Annotated in this window: 14 protein-coding genes and 1 tRNA gene; 14 read left to right on the top strand and 1 reads right to left on the bottom strand. The window is 58.4% G+C overall.

Annotated elements, in window-relative coordinates; genetic code table 11:
• Nucleotides 1–81: 81 nt before the first annotated feature.
• The 14 genes from ruvC to IH404_RS22455 all read left to right on the top strand — a co-directional run bounded on the left by ruvC (nucleotide 82) and on the right by IH404_RS22455 (nucleotide 21,556).
• Nucleotides 82–606: a crossover junction endodeoxyribonuclease RuvC gene (ruvC, locus tag IH404_RS22520; protein ID WP_005790910.1), complete on the top strand. Its 525-nt coding sequence runs from the start codon at nucleotides 82–84 to the stop codon at nucleotides 604–606.
• A gap of 68 nt (nucleotides 607–674) precedes the next feature.
• Nucleotides 675–1,286 (top strand): Holliday junction branch migration protein RuvA, encoded by a 612-nt coding sequence (gene ruvA / locus IH404_RS22515; RefSeq protein ID WP_005790908.1) that lies wholly within the window; start codon nucleotides 675–677, stop codon nucleotides 1,284–1,286.
• Complete coding sequence (gene ruvB, locus IH404_RS22510; RefSeq protein WP_005790907.1) at nucleotides 1,287–2,345, top strand: Holliday junction branch migration DNA helicase RuvB; 1,059 nt, start codon at nucleotides 1,287–1,289, stop codon at nucleotides 2,343–2,345.
• Nucleotides 2,346–2,485: 140 nt separating this feature from the next.
• A complete protein-coding gene (gene ybgC / locus IH404_RS22505; protein WP_005790903.1) occupies nucleotides 2,486–2,941 on the top strand; it encodes a tol-pal system-associated acyl-CoA thioesterase in 456 nt (151 codons plus the stop codon).
• A 1-nt stretch (nucleotide 2,942) separates the two neighbouring features.
• Nucleotides 2,943–3,638: a protein TolQ gene (gene tolQ / locus IH404_RS22500; protein WP_003193865.1), complete on the top strand. Its 696-nt coding sequence runs from the start codon at nucleotides 2,943–2,945 to the stop codon at nucleotides 3,636–3,638.
• 23 nt (nucleotides 3,639–3,661) lie between these two features.
• Nucleotides 3,662–4,114: a protein TolR gene (gene tolR, locus IH404_RS22495; protein ID WP_161793227.1), complete on the top strand. Its 453-nt coding sequence runs from the start codon at nucleotides 3,662–3,664 to the stop codon at nucleotides 4,112–4,114.
• Nucleotides 4,114–5,187: a cell envelope integrity protein TolA gene (tolA, locus tag IH404_RS22490; protein WP_005790902.1), complete on the top strand. Its 1,074-nt coding sequence runs from the start codon at nucleotides 4,114–4,116 to the stop codon at nucleotides 5,185–5,187. The genes tolR and tolA overlap by 1 nt, the downstream gene beginning before the upstream one ends.
• A gap of 17 nt (nucleotides 5,188–5,204) precedes the next feature.
• A complete protein-coding gene (gene tolB / locus IH404_RS22485) occupies nucleotides 5,205–6,485 on the top strand; it encodes a Tol-Pal system beta propeller repeat protein TolB (RefSeq protein ID WP_032803700.1) in 1,281 nt (426 codons plus the stop codon).
• A gap of 55 nt (nucleotides 6,486–6,540) precedes the next feature.
• Complete coding sequence (pal, locus tag IH404_RS22480) at nucleotides 6,541–7,041, top strand: peptidoglycan-associated lipoprotein Pal (protein ID WP_003193861.1); 501 nt, start codon at nucleotides 6,541–6,543, stop codon at nucleotides 7,039–7,041.
• A 6-nt stretch (nucleotides 7,042–7,047) separates the two neighbouring features.
• Nucleotides 7,048–7,878 carry a tol-pal system protein YbgF gene (ybgF, locus tag IH404_RS22475; RefSeq protein WP_005790895.1) on the top strand — a complete coding sequence of 277 codons (831 nt, stop codon included), beginning with the start codon at nucleotides 7,048–7,050 and terminating at the stop codon, nucleotides 7,876–7,878.
• A 164-nt stretch (nucleotides 7,879–8,042) separates the two neighbouring features.
• Complete coding sequence (gene queE / locus IH404_RS22470; RefSeq protein WP_032879702.1) at nucleotides 8,043–8,690, top strand: 7-carboxy-7-deazaguanine synthase QueE; 648 nt, start codon at nucleotides 8,043–8,045, stop codon at nucleotides 8,688–8,690.
• 123 nt (nucleotides 8,691–8,813) lie between these two features.
• Nucleotides 8,814–8,889, top strand: a tRNA-Lys gene (locus IH404_RS22465).
• A 397-nt stretch (nucleotides 8,890–9,286) separates the two neighbouring features.
• Entirely contained in the window at nucleotides 9,287–11,008 is a 1,722-nt protein-coding gene (locus tag IH404_RS22460) for a ShlB/FhaC/HecB family hemolysin secretion/activation protein (RefSeq protein WP_194439076.1), read from the top strand.
• 30 nt (nucleotides 11,009–11,038) lie between these two features.
• Complete coding sequence (locus IH404_RS22455; protein ID WP_242462627.1) at nucleotides 11,039–21,556, top strand: filamentous hemagglutinin N-terminal domain-containing protein; 10,518 nt, start codon at nucleotides 11,039–11,041, stop codon at nucleotides 21,554–21,556.
• Nucleotides 21,557–21,947: 391 nt separating this feature from the next.
• On the opposite strand, the gene IH404_RS22450 is transcribed toward IH404_RS22455, so the two are convergent.
• Complete coding sequence (locus IH404_RS22450; RefSeq protein WP_194439074.1) at nucleotides 21,948–22,547, bottom strand: RNA 2'-phosphotransferase; 600 nt, start codon at nucleotides 22,545–22,547, stop codon at nucleotides 21,948–21,950.
• Nucleotides 22,548–22,636 lie beyond the last annotated feature (89 nt).

Raw genomic sequence — 22,636 nt, 5'->3', positions numbered from 1 at the left:
AGCCAGCTCCCACAGGGGTTCTATGCTGTTACACAAATGTGTGCCTGGCACATACCGTTGTAAATCCAACCCGCAGGCGTTATGACTTTAATCCTAGGTATCGACCCCGGTTCGCGCATCACCGGTTTTGGCGTGGTGCAGCAGACCCCGCGCGGCTGCATCTATGTTGCCTCGGGCTGCATCCGCACCGGCGCGGGGGAATTGGCCGAGCGGCTGCAGATCGTCTATCGCGGCGTACGTGAAGTCATCCAGACCTACGGCCCGGTCACCATGGGCATCGAAAAAGTCTTCATGGCCAAGAACGCCGATTCGGCGCTCAAGCTCGGCCAGGCCCGTGGCGCTGCCATCGTGGCGGGTGCCGAGGAGGGCATGGAGATCGCTGAATACACCGCGACCCAGGTCAAACAGGCCGTGGTCGGCACCGGTGCAGCCAACAAGGAACAGGTGCAGATGATGGTCATGCACATGCTCAAGCTCACTTCAAAACCGCAGATCGACGCCTCTGACGCCCTGGCCATCGCCATTTGCCATGCACATACCCGTTCCAGCCTGCTGCCTCACGGCTTGGGAACGGCACGTAGTCGTGGCGGGCGGCTGCGTCTCTGATAGCATCAGCGCATTGGTTATTTGCGGTCAGGCCCTGATCTGACCCCCAAGCTTTAAGGATCTGAACCGTGATTGGACGCTTGCGCGGCACCCTGGCCGAAAAACAGCCGCCGCACCTGATTCTGGATGTGAATGGGTTGGGTTATGAGCTGGAAGTGCCCATGACCACGTTGTACCGCTTGCCGTCGGTCGGCGAGCCGATAACCTTGCACACGCATTTGGTGGTGCGTGAAGACGCGCAACTGCTCTATGGTTTCATCGGCAAGCGCGACCGCGATTTCTTCCGCGAGCTGATTCGTCTCAATGGCGTGGGGCCCAAATTGGCCCTGGCCTTGATGTCGAGCCTGGAAGTGGATGAATTGGTGCGTGCGGTATCCGCCCAGGATACCTCGGCCCTGACCAAGGTGCCGGGAGTGGGCAAGAAAACCGCCGAGCGCCTGTTGGTGGAGCTCAAGGACCGCTTCAAGGCCTGGGAAGTGGTGCCGAGCATGTTCGCCCTGGTACCGAACCAGCCGGATATGCCGGCAGGCCAGATCGCCAGCGCCGAAAGCGATGCCGTCAGTGCGTTGATCTCCCTGGGCTACAAGCCTCAGGAAGCCAGCAAGGCGGTATCGGCCATCAAGGACAAGAACCTGAGCAGCGAAGACATGATCCGCCGAGCCCTGAAGGGAATGATTTAAGTGATTGAAGCTGATCGTCTGATCGCGGCCACCGGCCCGCGTGACCGTGAAGAAGTCCAGGACCGGGCCATCCGCCCCCTGAGCCTGGCCGAATACATCGGCCAGCCTACCGTGCGCGAGCAGATGGAGCTGTTTATCCAGGCCGCGCGCGGGCGCAGTGAGTCCCTGGACCACACCCTGATCTTCGGCCCGCCGGGGTTGGGCAAGACTACCCTGGCCAATATCATCGCCCAGGAAATGGGCGTGTCGATCAAGTCCACCTCCGGCCCGGTGCTGGAGCGTCCCGGTGACCTGGCGGCGCTGCTGACCAATCTTGAACCCCATGACGTACTGTTTATCGACGAGATCCATCGGTTATCACCGATTGTCGAAGAAGTGCTGTACCCGGCGATGGAGGACTTCCAGCTCGACATCATGATCGGCGAAGGCCCGGCAGCCCGTTCGATCAAGCTCGACCTGCCACCTTTCACCCTGGTGGGCGCGACCACGCGTGCGGGTATGCTGACAAACCCGCTGCGAGACCGTTTCGGCATTGTTCAACGTCTGGAGTTCTATAGCACCGCTGATCTGGCGACCATCGTCAGCCGTTCGGCGAGCATCCTTGGCTTGCCCCTGGACCCGGAAGGCGCCTTTGAAATCGCCCGGCGCGCCCGCGGCACGCCACGTATCGCCAACCGCTTGCTGCGCCGCGTGCGCGATTTTGCCGAAGTGCGTGCCAAAGGGCACATCACCAAGGCGGTCGCGGACCTGGCCTTGAACCTGCTGGACGTGGACGAGCACGGCTTCGATCACCAGGACCGACGTCTACTCTTGACCATGATCGAGAAGTTCGACGGTGGCCCGGTCGGCGTGGACAGCCTGGCGGCGGCTATCAGTGAAGAGCGCCATACCATTGAGGATGTGCTGGAGCCGTACCTGATCCAGCAAGGCTATATCATGCGTACACCGAGGGGCCGGGTGGTGACGCGCCATGCCTATTTGCACTTTGGGCTAAACATTCCGTCACGATTGGGCGAGATGCCTGCGGTAGACGAATTCCTTGATGCAGTGGACGATTAAAAAGCTGACGCCGGACGATTTATCCGAGCTTTGTGCTGTCCCAGTGTCTGGCGTCGTCATTTGAGTCACTGCAAAAGCGTTCAGGAATGAAAAAACAGTTGTCCAGCCGGATTGGCAACCTGAGGAGTAAGCACTAGAGTATGCGCGCGCAAAACGGGGATCAGTCGTTCGCACATCGCTGTCGCGTTTATTACGAGGACACCGATGCCGGCGGCATCGTGTATTACGTCAACTACCTGAAATTCATGGAGCGGGCTCGAACCGAGCGGCTACGGGAGCTGGGCTTTGCCCAATCCACGCTGGCAGGGGAGGACCTGTTATTCGTCGTGCATTCCAGCGAGGCGCGTTATCACGCACCGGCGCGACTGGACGACGAGCTGCTGGTCAGCGCTGAAGTAATCGAATTGAACCGTGCCAGCCTGCGCTTCAAACAGCAGGTCAGGCGGGCCACGGATGCAACGCTGCTCTGTGAGGGGCAGTTCCTGGTGGCGTGTGTGCGCACCAACAGCTTGAAACCTCGGGCCATTCCCGAAACTCTACGCGCGGCCTTTGCCGCCGTGAGCGGCGCGGGTCAACAATCAAAGCAGGAGATTTAGCGTGGAACCTACCGTCGTCGACCATTCCTCCATGTGGAGCCTGGTCAGCAATGCCAGTGTTGTGGTTCAACTGGTCATGCTGACCCTGGTAGCCGCATCGGTTACCTCTTGGGTTATGATTTTTCAGCGCAGCAACATGCTGCGCGCCGGTCGACGTGCCCTGGAGAGCTTTGAAGAGCGCTTCTGGTCGGGTATCGACCTGTCCAAGCTGTACCGCCAGGCCGGCAGCAACCCGGATCCGGATTCGGGCGTCGAGCAGATCTTCCGTGCCGGTTTCAAGGAATTCTCGCGCCTGCGCCAGCAGCCGGGTGTCGACCCTGAAGCGGTGATGGAAGGCGTGGCCCGCGCCATGCGCGTGGCCATCTCCCGCGAAGAAGAGAAACTTGAGCAGGGCCTGCCGTTCCTTGCCACCGTCGGTTCCGTCAGCCCGTACATCGGCCTGTTCGGTACCGTATGGGGGATCATGAACTCCTTCCGCGGCCTGGCCCAGGCCCAGCAAGCCACACTGGCCACCGTGGCCCCGGGTATTGCCGAAGCCCTGATCGCCACCGCGATCGGCCTGTTCGCCGCTATCCCCGCAGTAATCGCCTACAACCGTTTTGCCGCAACCAGCGAAACCTTGATCGGCCGTTACTACACCTTCGCCGATGAATTCCAGGCGATCCTGCACCGTAAAGTGCACACCAGCGAAGAATAAGCAGGTAATTCCCAATGGCTTTAATCGCTCGAGCTCGCAAAAAGCGCAAGCCGGTCGCCGAGATGAACGTAGTGCCCTACATCGACGTGATGCTGGTGCTGCTGGTGATCTTCATGGTGACCGCGCCGATGCTCAACCAGGGCGTGAAGGTTGATCTGCCCAAGGTTTCCAGTGAAGCCTTGCCGCAGGACAACAACACGCAGGTCCTGACCATTTCGATCAAGGCTGACAAGACCTATTACTGGAACCTTGGCAGCGAAGTCGACACCCAGAAGCAGCAGGACAAGGCCCTGACCTTGCCGGCGATGACCGATGCGGTGACCAAGATCATTCGCTCCGGCAACGAAGGCGGCAAGCACACCCAGGTATTTATCCGCGGCGACAAATCGGTCGACTACGGCTCCGTCATGGGTGCCATGGGCGGGCTGCAGAAAGCCGGCGTCGGTAACGTTGGCTTGATTACCGAGGCGCCCTGATGCAGCAACAGCGAGAGCCGTCCGCCTCGGAAAGCTACTTCTGGCCTGGCGTGTGGGCGATAGCCCTGCACGTCCTGGTGTTCGGCATGCTGTTCGTCAGCTTTGCCATGACCCCGGACCTGCCGCCAGCCAAGCCGATCGTGCAGGCGACCCTGTATCAGCTGAAATCGAAAAGCCAGGCCACCACCCAGACCAATCAGAAGATTGCGGGTGAAGCCCAGAAGTCGGCTGCGCGCCAGACTGAAGTCGAGCAGATGGAACAGAAGAAGGTCGAGCAGGAAGCGGTGAAGGCTGCTGCGGAACAAAAGAAAGAAGAGGCGGCTCAAAAGGCCGAGGAATCGAAAAAGGCCGACGAAGCCAAGAAAGCCGACGAGGCGAAAAAGGCTGATGAAGCCAAGAAAGCCGAGAAAGCTGCCGAAGCCAAAAAGGCCGAAGAGAAACAATTGGCTGATATAGCCAAGAAGAAATCTGAAGAAGAAGCCAAGAAGGCTGCCGAGGAAGAGGCCAAGAAAAAGGCCGCTGAAGAAGCCAAGAAAAAGATAGTCGAAGACGCGAAGAAGAAAGCCGCCGAAGACGCCAAGAAAAAAGCTGAAGCAGACGAGGCGAAGAAGAAAGTCGCCGACGAAGCGAAGAAGAAAGCTGCCGCCGATGCCTCCAAGAAAAAGGCCCAGGAAGCAGCACGCAAATCCGCCGAAGAGAAAAAGGCCCAGGCCCTGGCAGATTTGCTTTCCGACACGCCGCAGCGTCAGCAAGCCCTGGCCGATGAACGTGGTGATGAAGTCGCGGGTAGTTTCGACGACCTGATTCGGGCGCGGGCAGCGGAAGGCTGGACACGTCCACCTTCGGCACGCAAAGGCATGACAGTAGTGCTGCAGATCGGCATGTTGCCGGACGGTACGGTGACTTCGGTCAGCGTGGCCAAGTCCAGTGGTGACGGTACGTTCGACAGTTCAGCGGTTGCCGCGGTCAAGAATATTGGCCGGTTGACCGAGATGCAGGGAATGAAACCAAGTGACTTCGCTCCCTATCGTTCATTCAAGATGACATTCACACCTGAGGATCTAGCCTTGTGAGAAACCTTCTTCGAGGAATGCTTGTCGTTATTTGCTGTATGGCAGGGATAGCGGCGGCGGATGAAAAGAACATCCTGGTAACCAGCGGCAGTGATCGGGCCACACCGATTGCGGTAGTACCGTTCGGTTGGCAGGGCGGCAGCGTGCTGCCGGACGACATGGCCCAGATCGTCAGCGACGACCTGCGTAACTCCGGTTACTACGCGCCGATTCCCAAAGGCAACATGATCAGCCAGCCCAACCAGGCCAGCGAAGTCGTGTTCCGTGACTGGAAAGCCGTGGGCGCGCAGTACGTGATGGTCGGCAACATCACGCCGGCCGGTGGTCGCCTGCAGATCCAGTACACCTTGTTCAACGTGGCCACCGAGCAGCAGGTATTGACCGGCAGCGTATCGGGTACCGCCGAGCAACTGCGCGACATGGCCCACTACATCTCGGACCAGTCGTTTGAAAAGCTCACCGGTATCAAAGGGGCGTTCTCGACGCGCCTGCTGTATGTCACGGCTGAGCGTTTCTCTGTAGACAACACCCGCTACACCCTGCAGCGTTCGGACTACGACGGTGCACGTGCAGTGACCTTGCTGCAGTCCCGTGAGCCAATCCTGTCGCCGCGCTTCGCGCCGGACGGCAAGCGTATTGCCTACGTATCGTTCGAACAGCGTCGCCCGCGCATCTTTGTGCAGCACATTGATACGGGTCGTCGCGAGCAGATCACCAACTTTGAAGGCCTCAACGGTGCGCCAGCCTGGTCGCCGGATGGTTCGCGCCTGGCTTTCGTGCTGTCCAAGGACGGCAACCCGGATATCTACGTGATGAACATGGCCTCGCGCCAACTGAGTCGCGTGACCAGCGGCCCGGGCATCAACACCGAACCGTTCTGGGGTAAGGATGGTTCGACCATCTACTTCACCTCCGACCGTGGCGGCAAGCCTCAGGTCTACAAGGCAAACGTGAACGGTGGCGGTGCTGAGCGTGTGACCTTTATCGGTAACTACAACGCCAACCCCAAGCTTTCGGCCGATGAAAAGACGTTGGTGATGATTCACCGTCAGGATGGTTTCACTAATTTCCGGGTTGCGGCCCAGGATTTGCAGCGCGGAACCGTTAAAATCCTTACAGATACCAACCTTGATGAGTCAGCCACTGTTGCGCCCAACGGCACCATGGTAATCTACGCCACCCGCCAGCAGGGCCGGGGAGTCTTGATGCTCGTGTCCATCAATGGACGCGTAAGGCTCCCACTTCCTACCGCACAAGGCGAAGTCAGAGAACCATCCTGGTCCCCTTACCTGAACTGACGCGGCGCTACAAAAAGAAGTACTTAACACACTGGGGTTCATTAGGAGTTTCACGATGGAAATGCTGAAGTTTGGTAAGTTTGCTGCTCTGGCTCTGGCTCTGTCCGTAGCCGTTGGTTGCTCCTCTAAAGGCGGCGACAATGCCGGTGAAGGCGCAGCTGTTGATCCAAACGCTGGTTACGGCGCTAACACTGGTGCGGTCGACGGCTCCCTGAGCGAAGAAGCTGCTCTGCGCGCTATCACCACTTTCTACTTCGAATACGACAGTTCGGACCTGAAGCCAGAAGCCATGCGCGCTCTGGACGTTCACGCCAAGGACCTGAAAGCTAACGGCGCTCGCGTTGTTCTGGAAGGTAACACTGACGCCCGTGGTACTCGTGAGTACAACATGGCACTGGGCGAGCGTCGTGCGAAAGCCGTTCAGCGCTACCTGGTACTGCAAGGTGTTGCTCCAGGCCAACTGGAACTGGTTTCCTACGGTAAAGAGCGTCCAGTTGCAACTGGCAACGACGAACAGTCGTGGGCTCAGAACCGTCGCGTCGAACTGCGTAAGTAATTCGTCATGCGAACGTGCCGTCGTGCTCTGACTGTATTGGCTCTCAGCCTCGCCCCGCTTGCGGTGTGGGCTGCGGTTCCTGTAACGGATAGCAACTCAGGCTATAACAATAGCGGGAGCAGTTATCCGCCAGCAGGTTATGGCACGAACGGCGCCTATGCGGGGGGAGCGGCTACGTCCGCTCCCTCGGCACAGGGCGAGCTGTTCAACCAGCTGCAACGCATGCAGGATCAATTGTCGCAGCAACAAGGCGCCATTGAAGTGCTGCAGAACCAGGTGAACCAGCTCAAGCAAGAAGGCCTGGAGCGATACCAGGATCTTGATCGTCGTATTGGAGCCGGCGTTGCACCTGCCGCTACTCCTGATAATTCTGCTGCCGGTGGCGCGCCAAGCGCTGCTGCCGGTGGTGCTGCAGCTGGGGCCGCCGCGGCTGCCCCTGCCGCCAGCAGTGAACCGGGTGATCCGGCGAAGGAAAAGCTGTATTACGATGCAGCCTTCGACCTGATCAAAGCCAAGGATTTCGATAAGGCCAGCCAGGCCTTTACCGCATTCCTGCGCAAGTACCCCAACAGCCAGTACGCGGGCAATGCTCAGTACTGGTTGGGTGAGGTCAACCTGGCAAAGGGTGATTTGCAGGGGGCAGGCCAGGCTTTTGCCAAGGTCAGCCAGCTGTACCCCAAGCACGCCAAGGTGCCGGACTCGTTGTACAAGCTTGCTGACGTAGAGCGCCGCCTAGGTCACACCGACAAGGTCAAAGGCATTCTGCAGCAGGTGGTTGCCCAGTATCCGGGTACCTCCGCCGCGCAGTTGGCCCAGCGCGATCTGCAACGCTTGTAAGCAATACCGCCCGTTTAGAAGAAACCCGCGCCTGGCGCGGGTTTTTTCGTTAGAATCCACACCCTTTTATGAAACACGCTTCCTGGGGTTGGCGCGTTGGCGCAATCCCTTGAAGTGCCTGACGGAGGCGGACAGCCTGTTTAGCTGTTACGCCCGTGGCGACTATGCAAGACACATTACGTATTACCGAAGTCTTTTACTCGTTGCAGGGTGAAACGCGCACTGCTGGCCTGCCCACCGTATTCGTACGACTCACCGGCTGCCCATTGCGTTGCCAATACTGCGACAGCGCCTACGCCTTCAGCGGCGGCACCGTGCGCACCCTCGACGATATCCTGGAGCAGGTTGCCGGCTACCGGCCGCGCTACGTCTGCGTGACGGGCGGTGAGCCGTTGGCGCAACCCAATGCCATTCCCTTGCTCAAGCAGCTGTGTGACGCCGGTTACGAGGTCTCACTGGAAACCAGTGGCGCCTTGGACATTTCCGCTGTCGATCCGCGTGTAAGCCGGGTGGTCGACCTCAAGACCCCCGACTCCAAGGAAGCCCACCGCAACCGCTACGAGAACATCGACTTGTTGACGGCCAACGATCAGGTCAAGTTCGTCATCTGTTCCCGTGACGATTATGACTGGGCGACTTCCAAACTGATCCAGTATGGCCTGGAGCGCCGCGCGGGCGAGGTGCTGTTCTCGCCCAGCCACCATGACCTCAACGCTCGCGACCTGGCTGACTGGGTAGTGGCGGACAACCTGCCGGTACGCCTGCAATTGCAGCTGCATAAGTACCTGTGGAACGACGAGCCGGGGCGCTGATCCGGCTGCTGCGAGAGACGTTCTGCCCACCGAATTACCGTTCAAATGCGTTTTTTCTGATTTATTTCAAATAAGGTGTTGAATAATCCTTAGAAATCAGTATTATACGCGCCACCACACAGCGGGTCGTTAGCTCAGTTGGTAGAGCAGTTGGCTTTTAACCAATTGGTCGTAGGTTCGAATCCCACACGACCCACCATTTTTGGCGGTTTAGAAAATCCGGAAGGCCCACGCAAGTGAGGATTTCCGGGTTTTTTTTTGCCTTTCATTTGGCCTGGCCGAGTCGACCTTGGGTCAGCGTCTGCTCAGATTTCCGTTGTCGTCCAAACATTCCTTAGATCAAAAACTCATACGCGGATCGGCGTTGACCGAATAGTCCGGTCGTTCGTGTGCGTCTTCAATGTGTATCAAACCTGATACCGCTGGTCGGAAAACAACCAGAAACTTCAAGCGAGATCTGTTTCTGTTTGATTTTTTTCGTTAAAGATTAGGTGGTTACGTGTTTTTTAGGGCTTTTCCTAAAGTTTGGTCAGATTATTGGCGAGAAAGGTGGTCGATGTTAATTTGCCACCCTTCGTAAATTCGATGGATCGAACATGTCTTCCCAGCTGCCACGGACTCGGTATTCACTGAGTATTGCCCTGCTTGCCTGTCTCGTTTCCCACAGCGTAATGGCGGCAACCCTCCCCGGTGATCAGGACCTGATCCGCGAGCGGCAAAACCGCCTGCTGGAAGACCAACAGCGCCGCCTTGAGCAGCTCAAGGAACTGCCTGGCAAAGAGGCCCGGCCCGAAGCGCCCGTAGCCCCGGTGGACAGCCGTTGCTTCCCGATCCAAACCATTGAACTCCAGGGTGCCGACCACCTGCCTGCCGCTGAACGCGAGCGTCTACTCAAACCGTACGCCGGTCAGTGCCTGGGCGTTGCACAACTCAATGCCCTGCTCAAAGACATCACCAACTACTACATCGACAAAGGCCTGGTGACCAGCCGCGCCTACTTGCCGCAGCAGGATATGTCCAAAGGGCATCTGCAAGTCCTGGTGGTGGAAGGCAAGCTTGAAGGCCTGAAGGGCGCCGACACCGGCAAGTTGTCGGACCGCGAGCTGGCCATGGCCTTTCCCGGCAAAAGCGGCGAGATATTGAACCTGCGAGAAATCGAGCAGGCTGTCGATCAACTCAACCGTTTGCCGTCCAATCAAGCCCAAATGGAACTGACCCCGGGCGATGCCGTCGGCGGCAGCTCGGTATTGGTCAAAAACAACCCGCAAAAGCCATGGCGCGCCAGCCTGTCGCGTAACAACGATGGCCAGAAAAGCACCGGCGAACAGCAATGGGGCACCGGCTTTGAATGGGACAGCCCGCTGGGCCTGGCCGATCAGCTGATTCTGCGCGGCGGCCATGACGCAGTCAGCGATCACCAGAAAACCTCAAAAAACGCCATGCTGTATTACAACGTGCCCTGGGGCTGGTGGAACTTCAGCTACAGCTACAACCAGAGCGACTACCGTTCGGTCGTCCAGGGCGATGGTTTCGACTTCAAGCAAACCGGGGACAGTGAAAACCATCAGTTGCGCGCTGAGCGGGTGATCCACCGTGATGCCGTGAGCAAAACCTCGCTCAACGTCGGCCTGTCCCACCTGCGTACCAACAATTACATCGAAGACAGCCGCTTGGCCGTCAGCAGCAATCGGCTCAGCGAGTTGCAGTGGGGCATCAACCACGGTCGGCGAGTTGGCAGTGCTTTTGTCAACATTGACCTCGGTATGCAGGACGGCATTGGTTTGCTTGATGCCCAGGCCCAACATGAGCGCGATCAGAACGGCAATCGACTGGCCAACTCCCGCTACCGCAAATACACCGCCACCGTCAGCTACCTGCAACCGTTCACGCTATGGGGCGAGTCGTTCAGTTTTACCAGCCTGGCCACCGGCCAACGCAGTGAAGACGTGCTGTTCAGTCCTCAGCGCATGAGCCTCGGCGGTTCGGCGTCGGTACGCGGCTACAAGGATCAGCAGCTGACCGGCGACAGTGGCGGCTACTGGCGCAATGACCTGCGCTGGAGCCGCCCGGTGACGCTCGGCTGGCTGCGCCCGGTGTTCGGTGAATACGGCGCCAGCGTGGGCTACGACCAGGGCGTGATCCGCAATGGCCGCTACAACGGCGAAGTGCACGGCCGCGTCTCAAGCAACTCCCTTGAGCTGTTCGCCCGCGGCAAACACGTCAGTACCAGCGTGACCTTTGCCCACTCGCTGGAACGACCGGCCGCGCTGCTTGAGCGTGAAGCACCGATCTACTTCCGCATGGATTTCTTCCTGTAATTCAACGCCCAGTTGCAACGAGAATTTGAAATGGATGTTCGCCAATTTGCCTTCCTGGTTCGCCAGCCATCTGCTGCCCTGAAAAGCCGTGACGCGTTCCTCGGCCTGCCCAAACGTGGCCTGGCGCTGATCCTGGCCAATGCGCTGTTCTGGCAGCCGCTGCTGGCCCAGGCCGAAGGCATCGTGGTCAGCGCGCCCGGCACCACCGTGGGCGCGGCGGGCAATGGCGTGCCGGTGGTGAATATCGCCACCCCAAATGGCGCGGGCCTGTCCCACAACCAGTTCAAGGACTACAACGTCGGCGCCAATGGCGTGATTCTCAACAACGCCACCGACCGTACCCAATCGACGCAACTGGGCGGCATCATCCTCGGCAACCCGAACCTGCAGGGCCGCGCTGCCAATATCATCCTCAACGAAGTCAACGGTGGCAGCCCGAGCCAATTGCGCGGCTACACCGAAGTGGCGGGCCAGTCGGCAAAGGTCATCGTCGCCAACCCCTACGGCATCACCTGCAGTGGCTGCGGCTTCATCAACACCCCCAACGTTACCCTGACCACTGGCAAACCCATCCTCGATAACGGCCGCCTGGATCGCTATCAGGTCGATGGCGGTGCCGTAACTATCGACGGCCAGGGCTTGAACGCCAGCAACGTCGACCGCTTCGAAATCATCACCCGCTCGGCCAGGATCAATGCGCAGATCAATGCGCGCAACTTGAGCGTGGTTGCCGGGCGCAATGATGTTAATGCGCAGACCTTGAGTGCCACTGCACGGGCCGATGACGGTAGCGCCAGGCCGGAGCTGGCGATTGACTCGACGGCGTTGGGTGGGATGTATGCCGGGGCGATCAAGCTGGTGGGGACTGAAGCCGGTGTGGGCGTGAAGCTCGACGGTGCGTTGATGGCCAGTGGGGGGGATATTCAGCTCGATGCCAATGGACGCTTGAGCATGGCCAATGCCAAAGCCAGCGAAGCGGTGGTGGTCAAGGCCGGTCAATTAGACGCTGCTGGGGCTGTGTATGCCGGCACGCGAATCGATCTGCAAACCACAGCGGGCCTGAACAACCAGAAAAGCCTGGCGGCCCGCGACAGTATCACCATTACCAGCGGTGGCACGGTGGTCAACAGCGGCATCATCGAAGCCGGTGTCAACGCCGATGAAAGCCGTAATGCCAGTGGCGATGTCAGCCTGCACGCGGCGAACCTGAGCAATAGCGGCAGCGTGGTTGCCAGCCGAACCCTCACCGCGACAGCCAACCAAACCTTGAACAATCAAGGTGGCACATTGAGCGGTATAGGCGCCGTGGTTAACGCCGGCCAACTCGACAACCGTGGCGGTCGTGTATTGGGGAAGGACTCGCTCAAGGTCACGGCCACCGGCCTGGATAACCGCACCAACGGTCTGCTGCACAGTGAAAACAGCACCGACGTTACGGTAACCGCTGCACTGGATAACCAGAGCGGTCGCGTGATCGGCCTCAAGAACCTGGCGCTCAACGCCGGCCAACTGACTAACGATAACGGCCTGGTCGCCAGCCAGGCGCAGGCCCGTGTAACCGCCGGGCAATTGAGCAACCAGGCGGGTGAAGTCTCTGCCGATCAGACTACCGTGATCGCCACGACCCTGGACAACCGTTCGGGCAAATTGCTGGGCAGCAACCTCAACGTGACCGCCAGCGGTGCCATCGATAACCGTCTGGGGATTTTCTCCGCCACCAGCCTGACGGTACAGTCTGCCAGCCTGGATAACCGCGACAAAGGTTCCGTTGCCAGCCAGGGCGTGATGAACCTGACGGTCGCCGGGCTGCTGGACAATCGTAATGAAGGCAACCTCGTCAGCCAGGGGGCTCAACAAATAGCCGCAGGGCAGTTGAACAACAGCCGGGGCGGCCTGGTGTCCAGCAAAACTACCCTGGCGCTGCACGGCGACAGCCTGATCAACCAGGGTGGCCTGGTCATTGCCGACGGCGCGCTGACCCTCACCGGCGGCGATCTGGATAACAGCCTGGCCGGCGTGATCAGCACCAAGGCCGCAGCGCACGTGCAACTGAATCAGTTGAACAACAGCAACGGCGGCAAGTTGGGCAGCGATGGTGCGCTGACCCTCAACGCCAACCAGCTCGAAAACGGCGCCGGTCGCATCAGCGCCAAGGGCGACTTGCAGGCAACGGTCGGTGTGCTCAATCAACAAGCGGGCGAACTCGTCAGCGACGGTGCGCTGAACCTGACCGGCACGTCCCTGGATAACCGCAACGGCGGCCTTATCGCTGCCACCCACGGCGTGGACCTGCGCAGCCAGACCATCCTTAACCAGCAAGGCGAGATATCCAGCCAGGCAAAGGTGCTGGTGATCGCTGATCAACTGAACAACACCACCGGCAAGGTCATCGGCGACAGCGGCCTGACGCTCACGGTCCAACGCCTGCTCAACCAGAGCAAAGGCTTGCTGGCGGGGCGTGAGAGCCTTGTGTTGAACGGCGCGCAACTGGACAACAGCCAGGGTGGCCGTGTCACCAGCCAAAAAGACCTGGACATCACCCTGACCGGCGACCTGCTTAACCAAGGGCAGGGCACGCTACTCAGCGAGGGCGCGTTAACCGTCCAGGCCGGTACGCTGGACAACAGCCTGGGCGGCATTTTGTCCGCAGCCAATGCGTTGTCGATCACCACTCAGGGCCAGTTGAACAACCAGGCAGGCAAACTACTCGCCGATGGCACAGCCACGCTGGTCAGCGCTGCGCTCAACAACAGCCAGGGCGGTGTGATCAGCGCCAAGCAGCAGGTTGATGTACGCAGTGCCGGCCTGAATAACAGCCAGCGCGGCAGTATCAGCAGTGACGCTGGTATTACCCTCAACGCAGGGCAACTGGACAACAGCCAGCAAGGGTCGATCTTCGCCAAGTCAACGGTCAAGGCAACCCTGAGTGGGCTGGATCAGCATGACCGTGGTGAGCTGGTCAGCAACACCAACATCGAACTGGACTTGAACCATGGGCAACTGATCAACCGCGACCACGGCCTGATCGCGACACCGGGCCAACTGCTGCTGAACAACCTGGGCAACGTCGACAACAGTCAGGGCGGTGAAATCTCCAGCAGCCAGTCATTCCTGTTGATGGCCGATGCGCTGAATAACCGCGGCGGCAAAGTCATCAGTGGCGACAGCCTGCAGGTACGTATCGCCAAGGCGCTGGATAACAGCGTGGAAGGTGTACTGTCCGCCAAGAGCGTTCTGCAAGTGGCAGCCGACAGCCTGGACAACCAGGCCCGTGGCGCGCTCGCCAGCCGTGGTGCGCTGGACCTGAAGGTCACCGGCGCGCTGGATAACCATAACCAGGGGCAGATATCCGCCGCTACGGTTTTGACTACCACCTCAGGCTCCTTGAACAACAGCGACAAGGGCAGCCTCTCGGCCGGCACGCTACAGACGCTCAACACCGGCGCGCTGGACAATCACCAGGGCGGTCGCATCGTCAGCGACGGTAGCCAGACCGTCACTGCCGCCAATGTGGATAACCGCGCGGGTGTGATCGGCAGTCAACAGGCGCTGAACCTGATCACTGCCAACCTCGATAACACTGCCGGGTTGATCAACAGCCAGGCGGACCTGACCCTGACCGGGCAAACAGTCGACTCAAGCCTGGATGGCGAAATCTCAGCCAAGGGCGACTTGAAGCTCATCGTCCAACAGCTGATCCAGCGTCAGGGCCGCTTGATCGGCGAACGCGCCGTAACCCTCGACCTGCAAGGCGGCAATCTCGATAACAGCGCAGGCTTGATCAGTGCCAAAGGCCCGTTGACCTTCGCGCGCCTGGCCAACCTGACCAACCGCGAACAAGGCGAAATCTCCAGTCAGACGGCGTTCACCGTAGCTGCCAAACGCATCGATAACGGTGATCGTGGGGTCATCCTCAGCGCTGATCAATTGCGTCTTGAAGCGGATACAGTGTTCAACGCCAACAAGGGCTTGATCTCCGGATGGAACGGTCTGACGGTGGTCGGCAATAGCCTCGACAACAGCGCCGAGGGCACGTTGTCGAGCAAGAGTGGCACCCTGCACACTGACCTCACCGGTGTATTGGATAACCACGCGGCGGGTGCCCTGGTCAGCCTGGGCAAACAAACGCTCATCGTGGGCAGCCTGAACAATGATCAGGGGATCATCTCCGGCCAGGCCGATGTTGGCCTCACCGTTGCCGGTCGCCTGGACAACGGCAACAACGGCTTGATTTCCGCCGGTCAACAGCTGGACTTCAACAACGCCCAGAGTGAAATCCTCAACCGTGGCGGCCAGATCAGCGCGGCCAATATCTCCATGATCGGTCAAAGCCTGGACAACAGCGGCGGACAACTGATCAGCCAGGGCACCCTGGAAGGCACCCTCAGTGGTGCGTTGATCAACGCCAACAACGCCCGTCTGGCCAGTGGAGCAGCCTTGTTGCTGAACGCCGCCAGCCTGGATAACCGTGGCGGCCAACTGGTCAGCCAGGATCGACTCGACCTGACCCTTGCCAACGGCGACCTGGATAACAGCGCCAAAGGCACGCTCGCCAGCCAGAAAGACCTGGTCATCAAGCTGTTGGCCGGTGACGTTCACAACCAGCAAGACGGTCTGATGTTCAGCCAGAAGGGCAAGCTCGACCTTACCGCTCGCGCCCTCACCAACTATCAAGGCACGCTGCAAAGCCAGACCGATAACCGCCTGCGCCTCAGTGGCGCCCTGAATAACCAGGGCGGCCGCGTCGACAGCCTCAGTGGCAACCTGGACCTGGAAACCGCCAGCGTCGCCAATACCGCAGGTGGCATCCTCAACAGCAGCAAAGGCTGGATCAAACTGGTCACCGGCCTGTTCGATAACGGCAGCGGCATCACCCAGGCACAGTCGTTGAACATTGAAGCCAAAGGCGGCCTGCTCAACCAGTTGGGGCATCTGTCGGCCCTTGGCGGTGACAGCCAGATCGTCACCACCACCCTGAATAACCAGGGCGGCGGTGTGTATGCCGACACCTTGCTCAAAGTCACGGCCGCGAACTTCGATAACCAGGGCACTGAGGTCGGTAATGGTGGCAAGGTCGGCGCCCGCGCAATTGATTTCGGCCTGACGGGCACGCTGAGCAACAGCTATGGCCTGATTGAAAGCGACGACACCCTGCGCCTCGCCGCGCAAACCATCAACAACGTCAGCGGCAACCTGCGCGCCATGGGCCGGGTTGGCACCACCGATATTCGTACCACGGGCCTGTTCGATAACCGCTTCGGCGCGCTGGAAAGCGCCAACGAAACCCTCAACCTGCAAACCGCCAGCCTGGACAACAACGGTGGGCGCATCGTGCATACCGGCACTGGCACGTTTGACCTGACCTCCGACCAGGTCACCCGTGCCGGTGGCAGTTTCGTCACCAACGGCCAACTGGATATCAAGGCAGCAAGCTGGACCAACAGCAGTGTGATCCAGGCCGGACGACTGAACTTGGACATTGGCCAATTCACCCAGACCGCCAGCGGCCAATTGCTCGGCGCACAAAGCCTGACCGGCACCGGCGACACCTGGACCAACGACGGCCTGTTGGCCAGTGACGGCACCCTCAAGTTGACCCTCACCGGCGGCTACAGCGGCAACGGCCGGGTCAGCAGCCTGGGCGACATGACCCTCGCCGCCGCCAACATGGACCTGGGTGAGAATGCTCGTATTGGTGGTGGTGCAATCACCCAGGTCACGAGCACCAACGTCCTGACCAATCGTGGTCGCGTGACCTCGGTAGGCGACCTGACGGTCAACGCTGGCGCCCTGAACAATTACGGCACCCTGGGCGGCTCCGAGAATGTCCGCCTTAACGCCACGCATCTGCTCAATGAAAAAGGCCTGTTGTTCAGCGGCAAGGACATGACCTTGCGCGTCAACGACTTCAGCAACCGTTTTGGTGATGTCTACAGCCTGGGTGGCCTCGACATCGCACGCGATGATGCCAATGGGCGCAGTGCACTGATTGAAAACGTCTCCGGTACCTTGGAAAGCGACGGCAACATGCGATTGCTGACGGATACCCTGAGCAACCGCCGCGACCAGTTCACCACGGAGAAAAGCCTGGTTTCCGGGAGCATCGGTGTTTACGGCAACGATTACTGCAAAGGTAAAGGCTGCGAACTGAGTTTCAGCGGCGTCGAAACCTATGAGGACGTCATCAAAGGCAGCTCCGCCTCCGCGTTCATCAATGCCGGTGGTGATCTCACGGTAGGCAGCCAGACGTTCGATAACCTCTACAGCTCGGTATCGGCCGCTAAAAACATCCTGATCAACACCGACGTGCTGAACAACACCGGCGCTGCCGGCGGTGAGCAGCGTAATTTCGGTTACGCCTACTACACGCGTAACCGTTCGGCTTACTCATTGCTGATGAGCGAAGTCGAACAGTTCAACCGTAGCAACGATCCCAGCTCAAGTGACTATAAGCCGGGTCAGTACACGTTCGACCAGTTCATTGAGAAGACGAGGTTCTCGGATACCTACTTCACATCACCTATCGACTACACCGTGCCCACCTCTGGCAGCGTGATCGCCCAAGCGGTGATCCAGGCAGCCGGATCGGTCACCGTTAACGCAACCAAAGAAATCAACAACAGCGTCATCCGCCCGAACGCTACCAACATCGACACCCCGGCGGCCAACCGCAACACCAACTCCGACGTATTTGCCTCCACGGTAAAACCGGCAATCACCGCACAACTGCCGCCAGACCTGGCCCAACGCCAGGTCAACCCGGTGACCTTGCCCGGCTTCAGTTTGCCGACCAGCCAGAACGGCCTGTTCCGTCTCAGCGGCCAGGCAGCGAAAGGCGGCGCAGCGAGTAAAGCGGACACCGCCACCGGGGACTTCAGCGTCAACGGGCGTGTCATCACCGCCGCCGACCGCGAAAAAACCCTCGACTACACCGCCGTGCAAGAACGCGGTTTCAACCTCGACGGCCAGCCCGTCAGCGGTGCAGTCAACGGCCAGGGCCCGCTGGCTCTGGACAATCGCTCCCCCTCGATCACCCGCGTGCAAGGCCTGCCGGACATTACTCCGGTAGATAACAGTCACAAATACCTGATCGAAACCAACCCGGCGCTCACCGACCTCAAGCAGTTCATGAGCTCCGACTACCTGCTCGGGAAACTGGGTTACAACCCCGATGCCAGCTGGAAGCGCCTGGGCGACGGCCTGTACGAGCAACGCCTGATCCGCGAAGCCGTGGTGGCCCGCACCGGCCAGCGCTACATCAACGGCATCGCCAGCGATGACCAGCTGTTCCGCTACCTGATGGACAACGCCATCTCCTACAAGGATTCGCTCAACCTGCAACTGGGCGTATCCCTCACCGCCGAGCAAGTCGCGGCGCTGACCCACGACATCGTGTGGATGGAAGAAGCCGAGGTCAACGGCCAGAAAGTCCTGACCCCCGTGCTCTACCTGGCCCAGGCCAACAACCGCCTGGCCCCCAACGGCGCGCTGATCCAGGGCCAGGACGTGAGCCTGATCACCGGCGGCGACCTGCACAACAGCGGCACCCTGCGGGCCACCAACAACCTGAACATGGTCGCGGGCAACATCGACAACAGCGGCCTGATGCAAGCGGGCAACCGCCTGGAAATGCTCGCGACCGACTCGATCCGCAACAGCCGTGGCGGCATCATCAATGGCCGCGACATCAGCGCCAACGCCGTGACCGGCGACATCATCAACGAACGTACCGTCACCACCTTCAAACAGGAAGGCCAGGGCTACCAACTGCGCAACGACGTGGCCAGCGAAGCCTCCCGTTTCGAAGCCACCGACACGCTCAAACTGAACGCCGGCCGCGACGTGCTCAACCTCGGCAGTAACCTCAAGGCCGGTGGCAACGCCAGTGTCACCGCCGGGCGTGACGTACTGATCGCCAGCCAGACCGAACAGGACGACTACGCCTACCAACGCCGACGCATCAGCGGCACCGAGCAAACCATCCTGCAACACGCCTCCGCCGTGGACGTGGGCGGCAACCTCGCCATCGATGCCCGCCGCGACATCGCCGTGGTCGCCAGCACCGTCAGCGCCGCCAAAGACCTCAGCGTCAAAGCCGGAGAAAATCTGACCCTGGCTGCTGCCGCCAACGAACAACACGACTACTCCAAAGGCAAAAAAGGCGGCACCAAAACCACCACTCAACTGGACGACGTCACCCAACAAAGCGCCGAACTCAAAGCCGGCGGCGACCTGATCGCCATTGCCGGCACCGACCTCACGCTAGTCGCCAGCAAAATCAGCGCGGGCAATGAAGCCTATGTGCATGCGGATAACGAACTGCAAATGCTGGCGGCGCAAGACAGCCACTACTCGCTGTACGACATGAGCAAGAAGGGCAGTTGGGGCAGCAAGAAGACTCAGCGTGATGAAGTGACCGATGTGAAGAATGTCGGGAGCGAGATCAAGACTGGGGGGGATCTGACGCTGGAGAGCGGTGGGGATCAGAAGTATCAGGCGGCGAAGCTTGAGAGTGGTGGGGATATTGCGATTGTCAGTGGAGGGGCGGTCGAGTTTGAGGCGGTGAAGGATCTGCATGACGAGAGCCACACCAAGAGCAAGGGTGATGCGTTCTGGACAGCATCAAAAGGTAAGGGTAATACCGATGAAACCCTGCGCCAGACGCAGATGCTGGCCGAAGGCAATATCGCGATCAAGGCGGTGGAAGGCCTGAAGATCGACGTCAGGCAGGTCAACCAGCAAACCGTCAGCCAATCCATTGATGCGATGGTCAAGGCTGATCCGCAACTGGCGTGGATCAAAGACGCCGAAGCGCGTGGGGATGTGGACTGGAGGCAGGTCAAGGAGATTCATGACAGCTTCAAGTACAGCAACTCGGGGTTGGGGCCTGCGTCGCAGATCATTATTGCGATTGTGATGGCTGCATTTGTTGGACCTGCAGCCATGGGGGCAATGACCACCGCAGGGGCTGGTATTGGCGTCGCGGCTGGCACGGGCGCTATTGCCGCAGGTGCTGCGACTAATGCCACGGTGAGTGCGGTTAATAATCGCGGCAACCTCGGCGCGGTATTTAAAGACGTCACTTCGTCTGATGCGATGAAGGGATACGCAGTATCTGGCCTCACAGCAGGTTTCACGGCGGCATATTTTGACGGTTGGACGGGAAGTAAAACGACTCAAGCTTCCGGAAAAATCGACTTACAACTTAATACGCTGAAGGGCGTAGGGCAGTTTGCGGCCAACCAGACGCTACAGAACGGCACCTCGGCCGTGCTTAAAAAAGCGCTGGGGCAGGATGCCGATTTGGGTGATGCACTCACCAGCGTTTTATTCAACACATTGGCGGCCACCAGCTTTAACGCAGTTGGTGAAATAGGTTTGAAGACGGGCAGTATCGAAAAAGTAGCTACCCACGCGCTCGTTGGTGGATTTATCGCGGAGGTGGCCGGAGGAGATTTTGTTAGCGGGGCTATCGCCGCCGGAGCTAACGAAGCACTGGCAAACCAGCTACGCCGCTTGGCTACCGATATAAGCCCTGAGAAGCGGGACGTCCTTCTAACCACCGCCGCTCAACTGATTGGTGTCGCTGCAGCAGCAGTTGTTGATGGTGGCGCTGACACGAAAAATCTTCAAGTTGCCGCATGGGCTGCTCAGAATGCCACCAATTACAACAGCTTAAATCATGAAGATGCCGCCGATTTTGTAGCAGATATGAATATCTGCGGGAAAGACGTGACATGCCAGCAGAAAACGTGGAAGGCAGGTAAGTACGACGATATCAGCCTCGGAAATTATGAAGAGGCCATGAAAACCGCTGGCCCGGCGTGGGCAAAGTCTCAGATAACAACGCTCGAAGGTGGTTTGTTTGCGCTTAAATCGCTCAACTGCCAAACAGATGTGTGTTTTAACTACAAGCAGACATTGGAGGCTAGGGCGTATGAGAATCTGGATAAGCTCCATACGTTGGTTAACACCTATGAACCTTATATTGCAGGCATAGCTGGTGGTGTTGCTGGAGGCGTGCGTCCTAGGCAACCTACGCTTCGAGAGGGTGAGACAGCAGGTGCGCAGGCTGGTAAATCAGAGGCGTACTGGAGTAAGGTTAAAGCGGAAACCGGCGGTGCAAAAGGTGCAGGTACCCTTGCTACTGCGGAGAGAGGGACGTTAACAGAAGCAAATTTTGCTCAAAATAAAATCAAGTCTGATCGTTCCTTTAGTGAGGATGGACAAAAGGTATACTCAGAGCTGGCTGGCACACCGATCAGAACAGTTGATGACTTAGCGGGCGCTTTGAGGGCTGGGACAATTAAGCCGAATCAGCTTCCCGTTGATTATGTAGATATGAATGGGGGTCGCCTTATTTTGAATACGCGAACTTCTACCGCACTTGAGCAGGCAGCTATCCCTCGAAGTGAGTGGTTCGGGCGAAATCAGACAGGTGTTGAGGCTTACCCAGGTAAGACATTCAATGATTTGGCAGCAGATCAGTTAAAAAATAACAAATTGCCGCCGACAGGCGCAGAGCAATTAAAGTCGGTGCGTCCATGAAAATAAGTCAGCCAAAATTAATACTAGATCCATATGAGTGGCTGCCAGGTTATGGTGAGTCAAGAGTATCATTCCGTTCCGTTGGCTCGGACGTGATACTTGATATTGAGTATGAGAAGGAGGTTGTAGTTGATAGCGAAGAGGTTGTACTGAATTTAAGGCGGGAGCTTGCGTTCAAGTCTGTGCGATGCTTTATTCGGGAGCCATTCCCTGGGGGGGCTATTTTTGTGTTTGATGGTGGTCCAAGTGAGTTTCGGCTGGGTAAGTTGACCGAGTTTATAGATTCCGAGTTGGTAAGAAATAACCTGAAAGCCTGGCGTTCCGTATCGAGTCACGAACCGCCTAAGGTGAGGCATTTCAGTATTCAGTTTTTGTCAGAAAATCTTACTTTTCATGTGCTGGCTGTAGATGTGTTTTTATCCAATGAGCTATCGGGTAGTTGATTTTGTATTGAAATAAAATTAACGGGAACCGCTTCAGTTAGCCAAACATTGTTTTCAGCCTGAAAAAGTTTAAATCCCTGTTGGTACATCTTCAGGGATTCAATTTTCAGAACCACTGGTTTACCGTAGCGCTGTCCGACAACTATAGCCGTCAGAAACTCCTGCGATAAATGCACATGGTGGCGTGAACCTGCAATCAATCCTTGCTGAAGAATAGATTCAAGAAAGCGTGTTGCAGTGCCATGGTAGAGGAATTCTGGCGGTTCTTTCTCTATGTGTTGGAGGTTTACGTCTGACGCTGAATGTCCCTGTGCAGCTCGAATACGCTGGCCATCGTCGGAGAGGGTAAAGCGTTTCTTATCACTGCTATTGACTACGGTCTGAATTATTGCTTGGTCAAGTATCCGGCCTTCTTTCGCTGCGCCGATGATCAAAGAGTTGATTTCTGCCCAGCCTTCTGAATCGAGTTGCAATCCGATAGCGTGAGGCTCATGACGCAAGATGTAACTTAGGAACTTGCTTGTTTCGTTTATCTGCTTATTGTTCATGATTTCCTGCATGTTTCTTTGGTTTCAGGGAGGACGGGGTCAGATCACAATTTTTCTAGGGCGATAATGGAGGTTAGACGAATAGTTTG

This window comes from Pseudomonas sp. OST1909 (assembly GCF_015277575.1).
In the GTDB taxonomy this organism is placed as follows: Bacteria; Pseudomonadota; Gammaproteobacteria; order Pseudomonadales; family Pseudomonadaceae; genus Aquipseudomonas; species Aquipseudomonas synxantha_A.
Note: the sequence above shows the minus strand (reverse complement) of the source record. Positions and strands in the feature narration are given on the sequence as shown.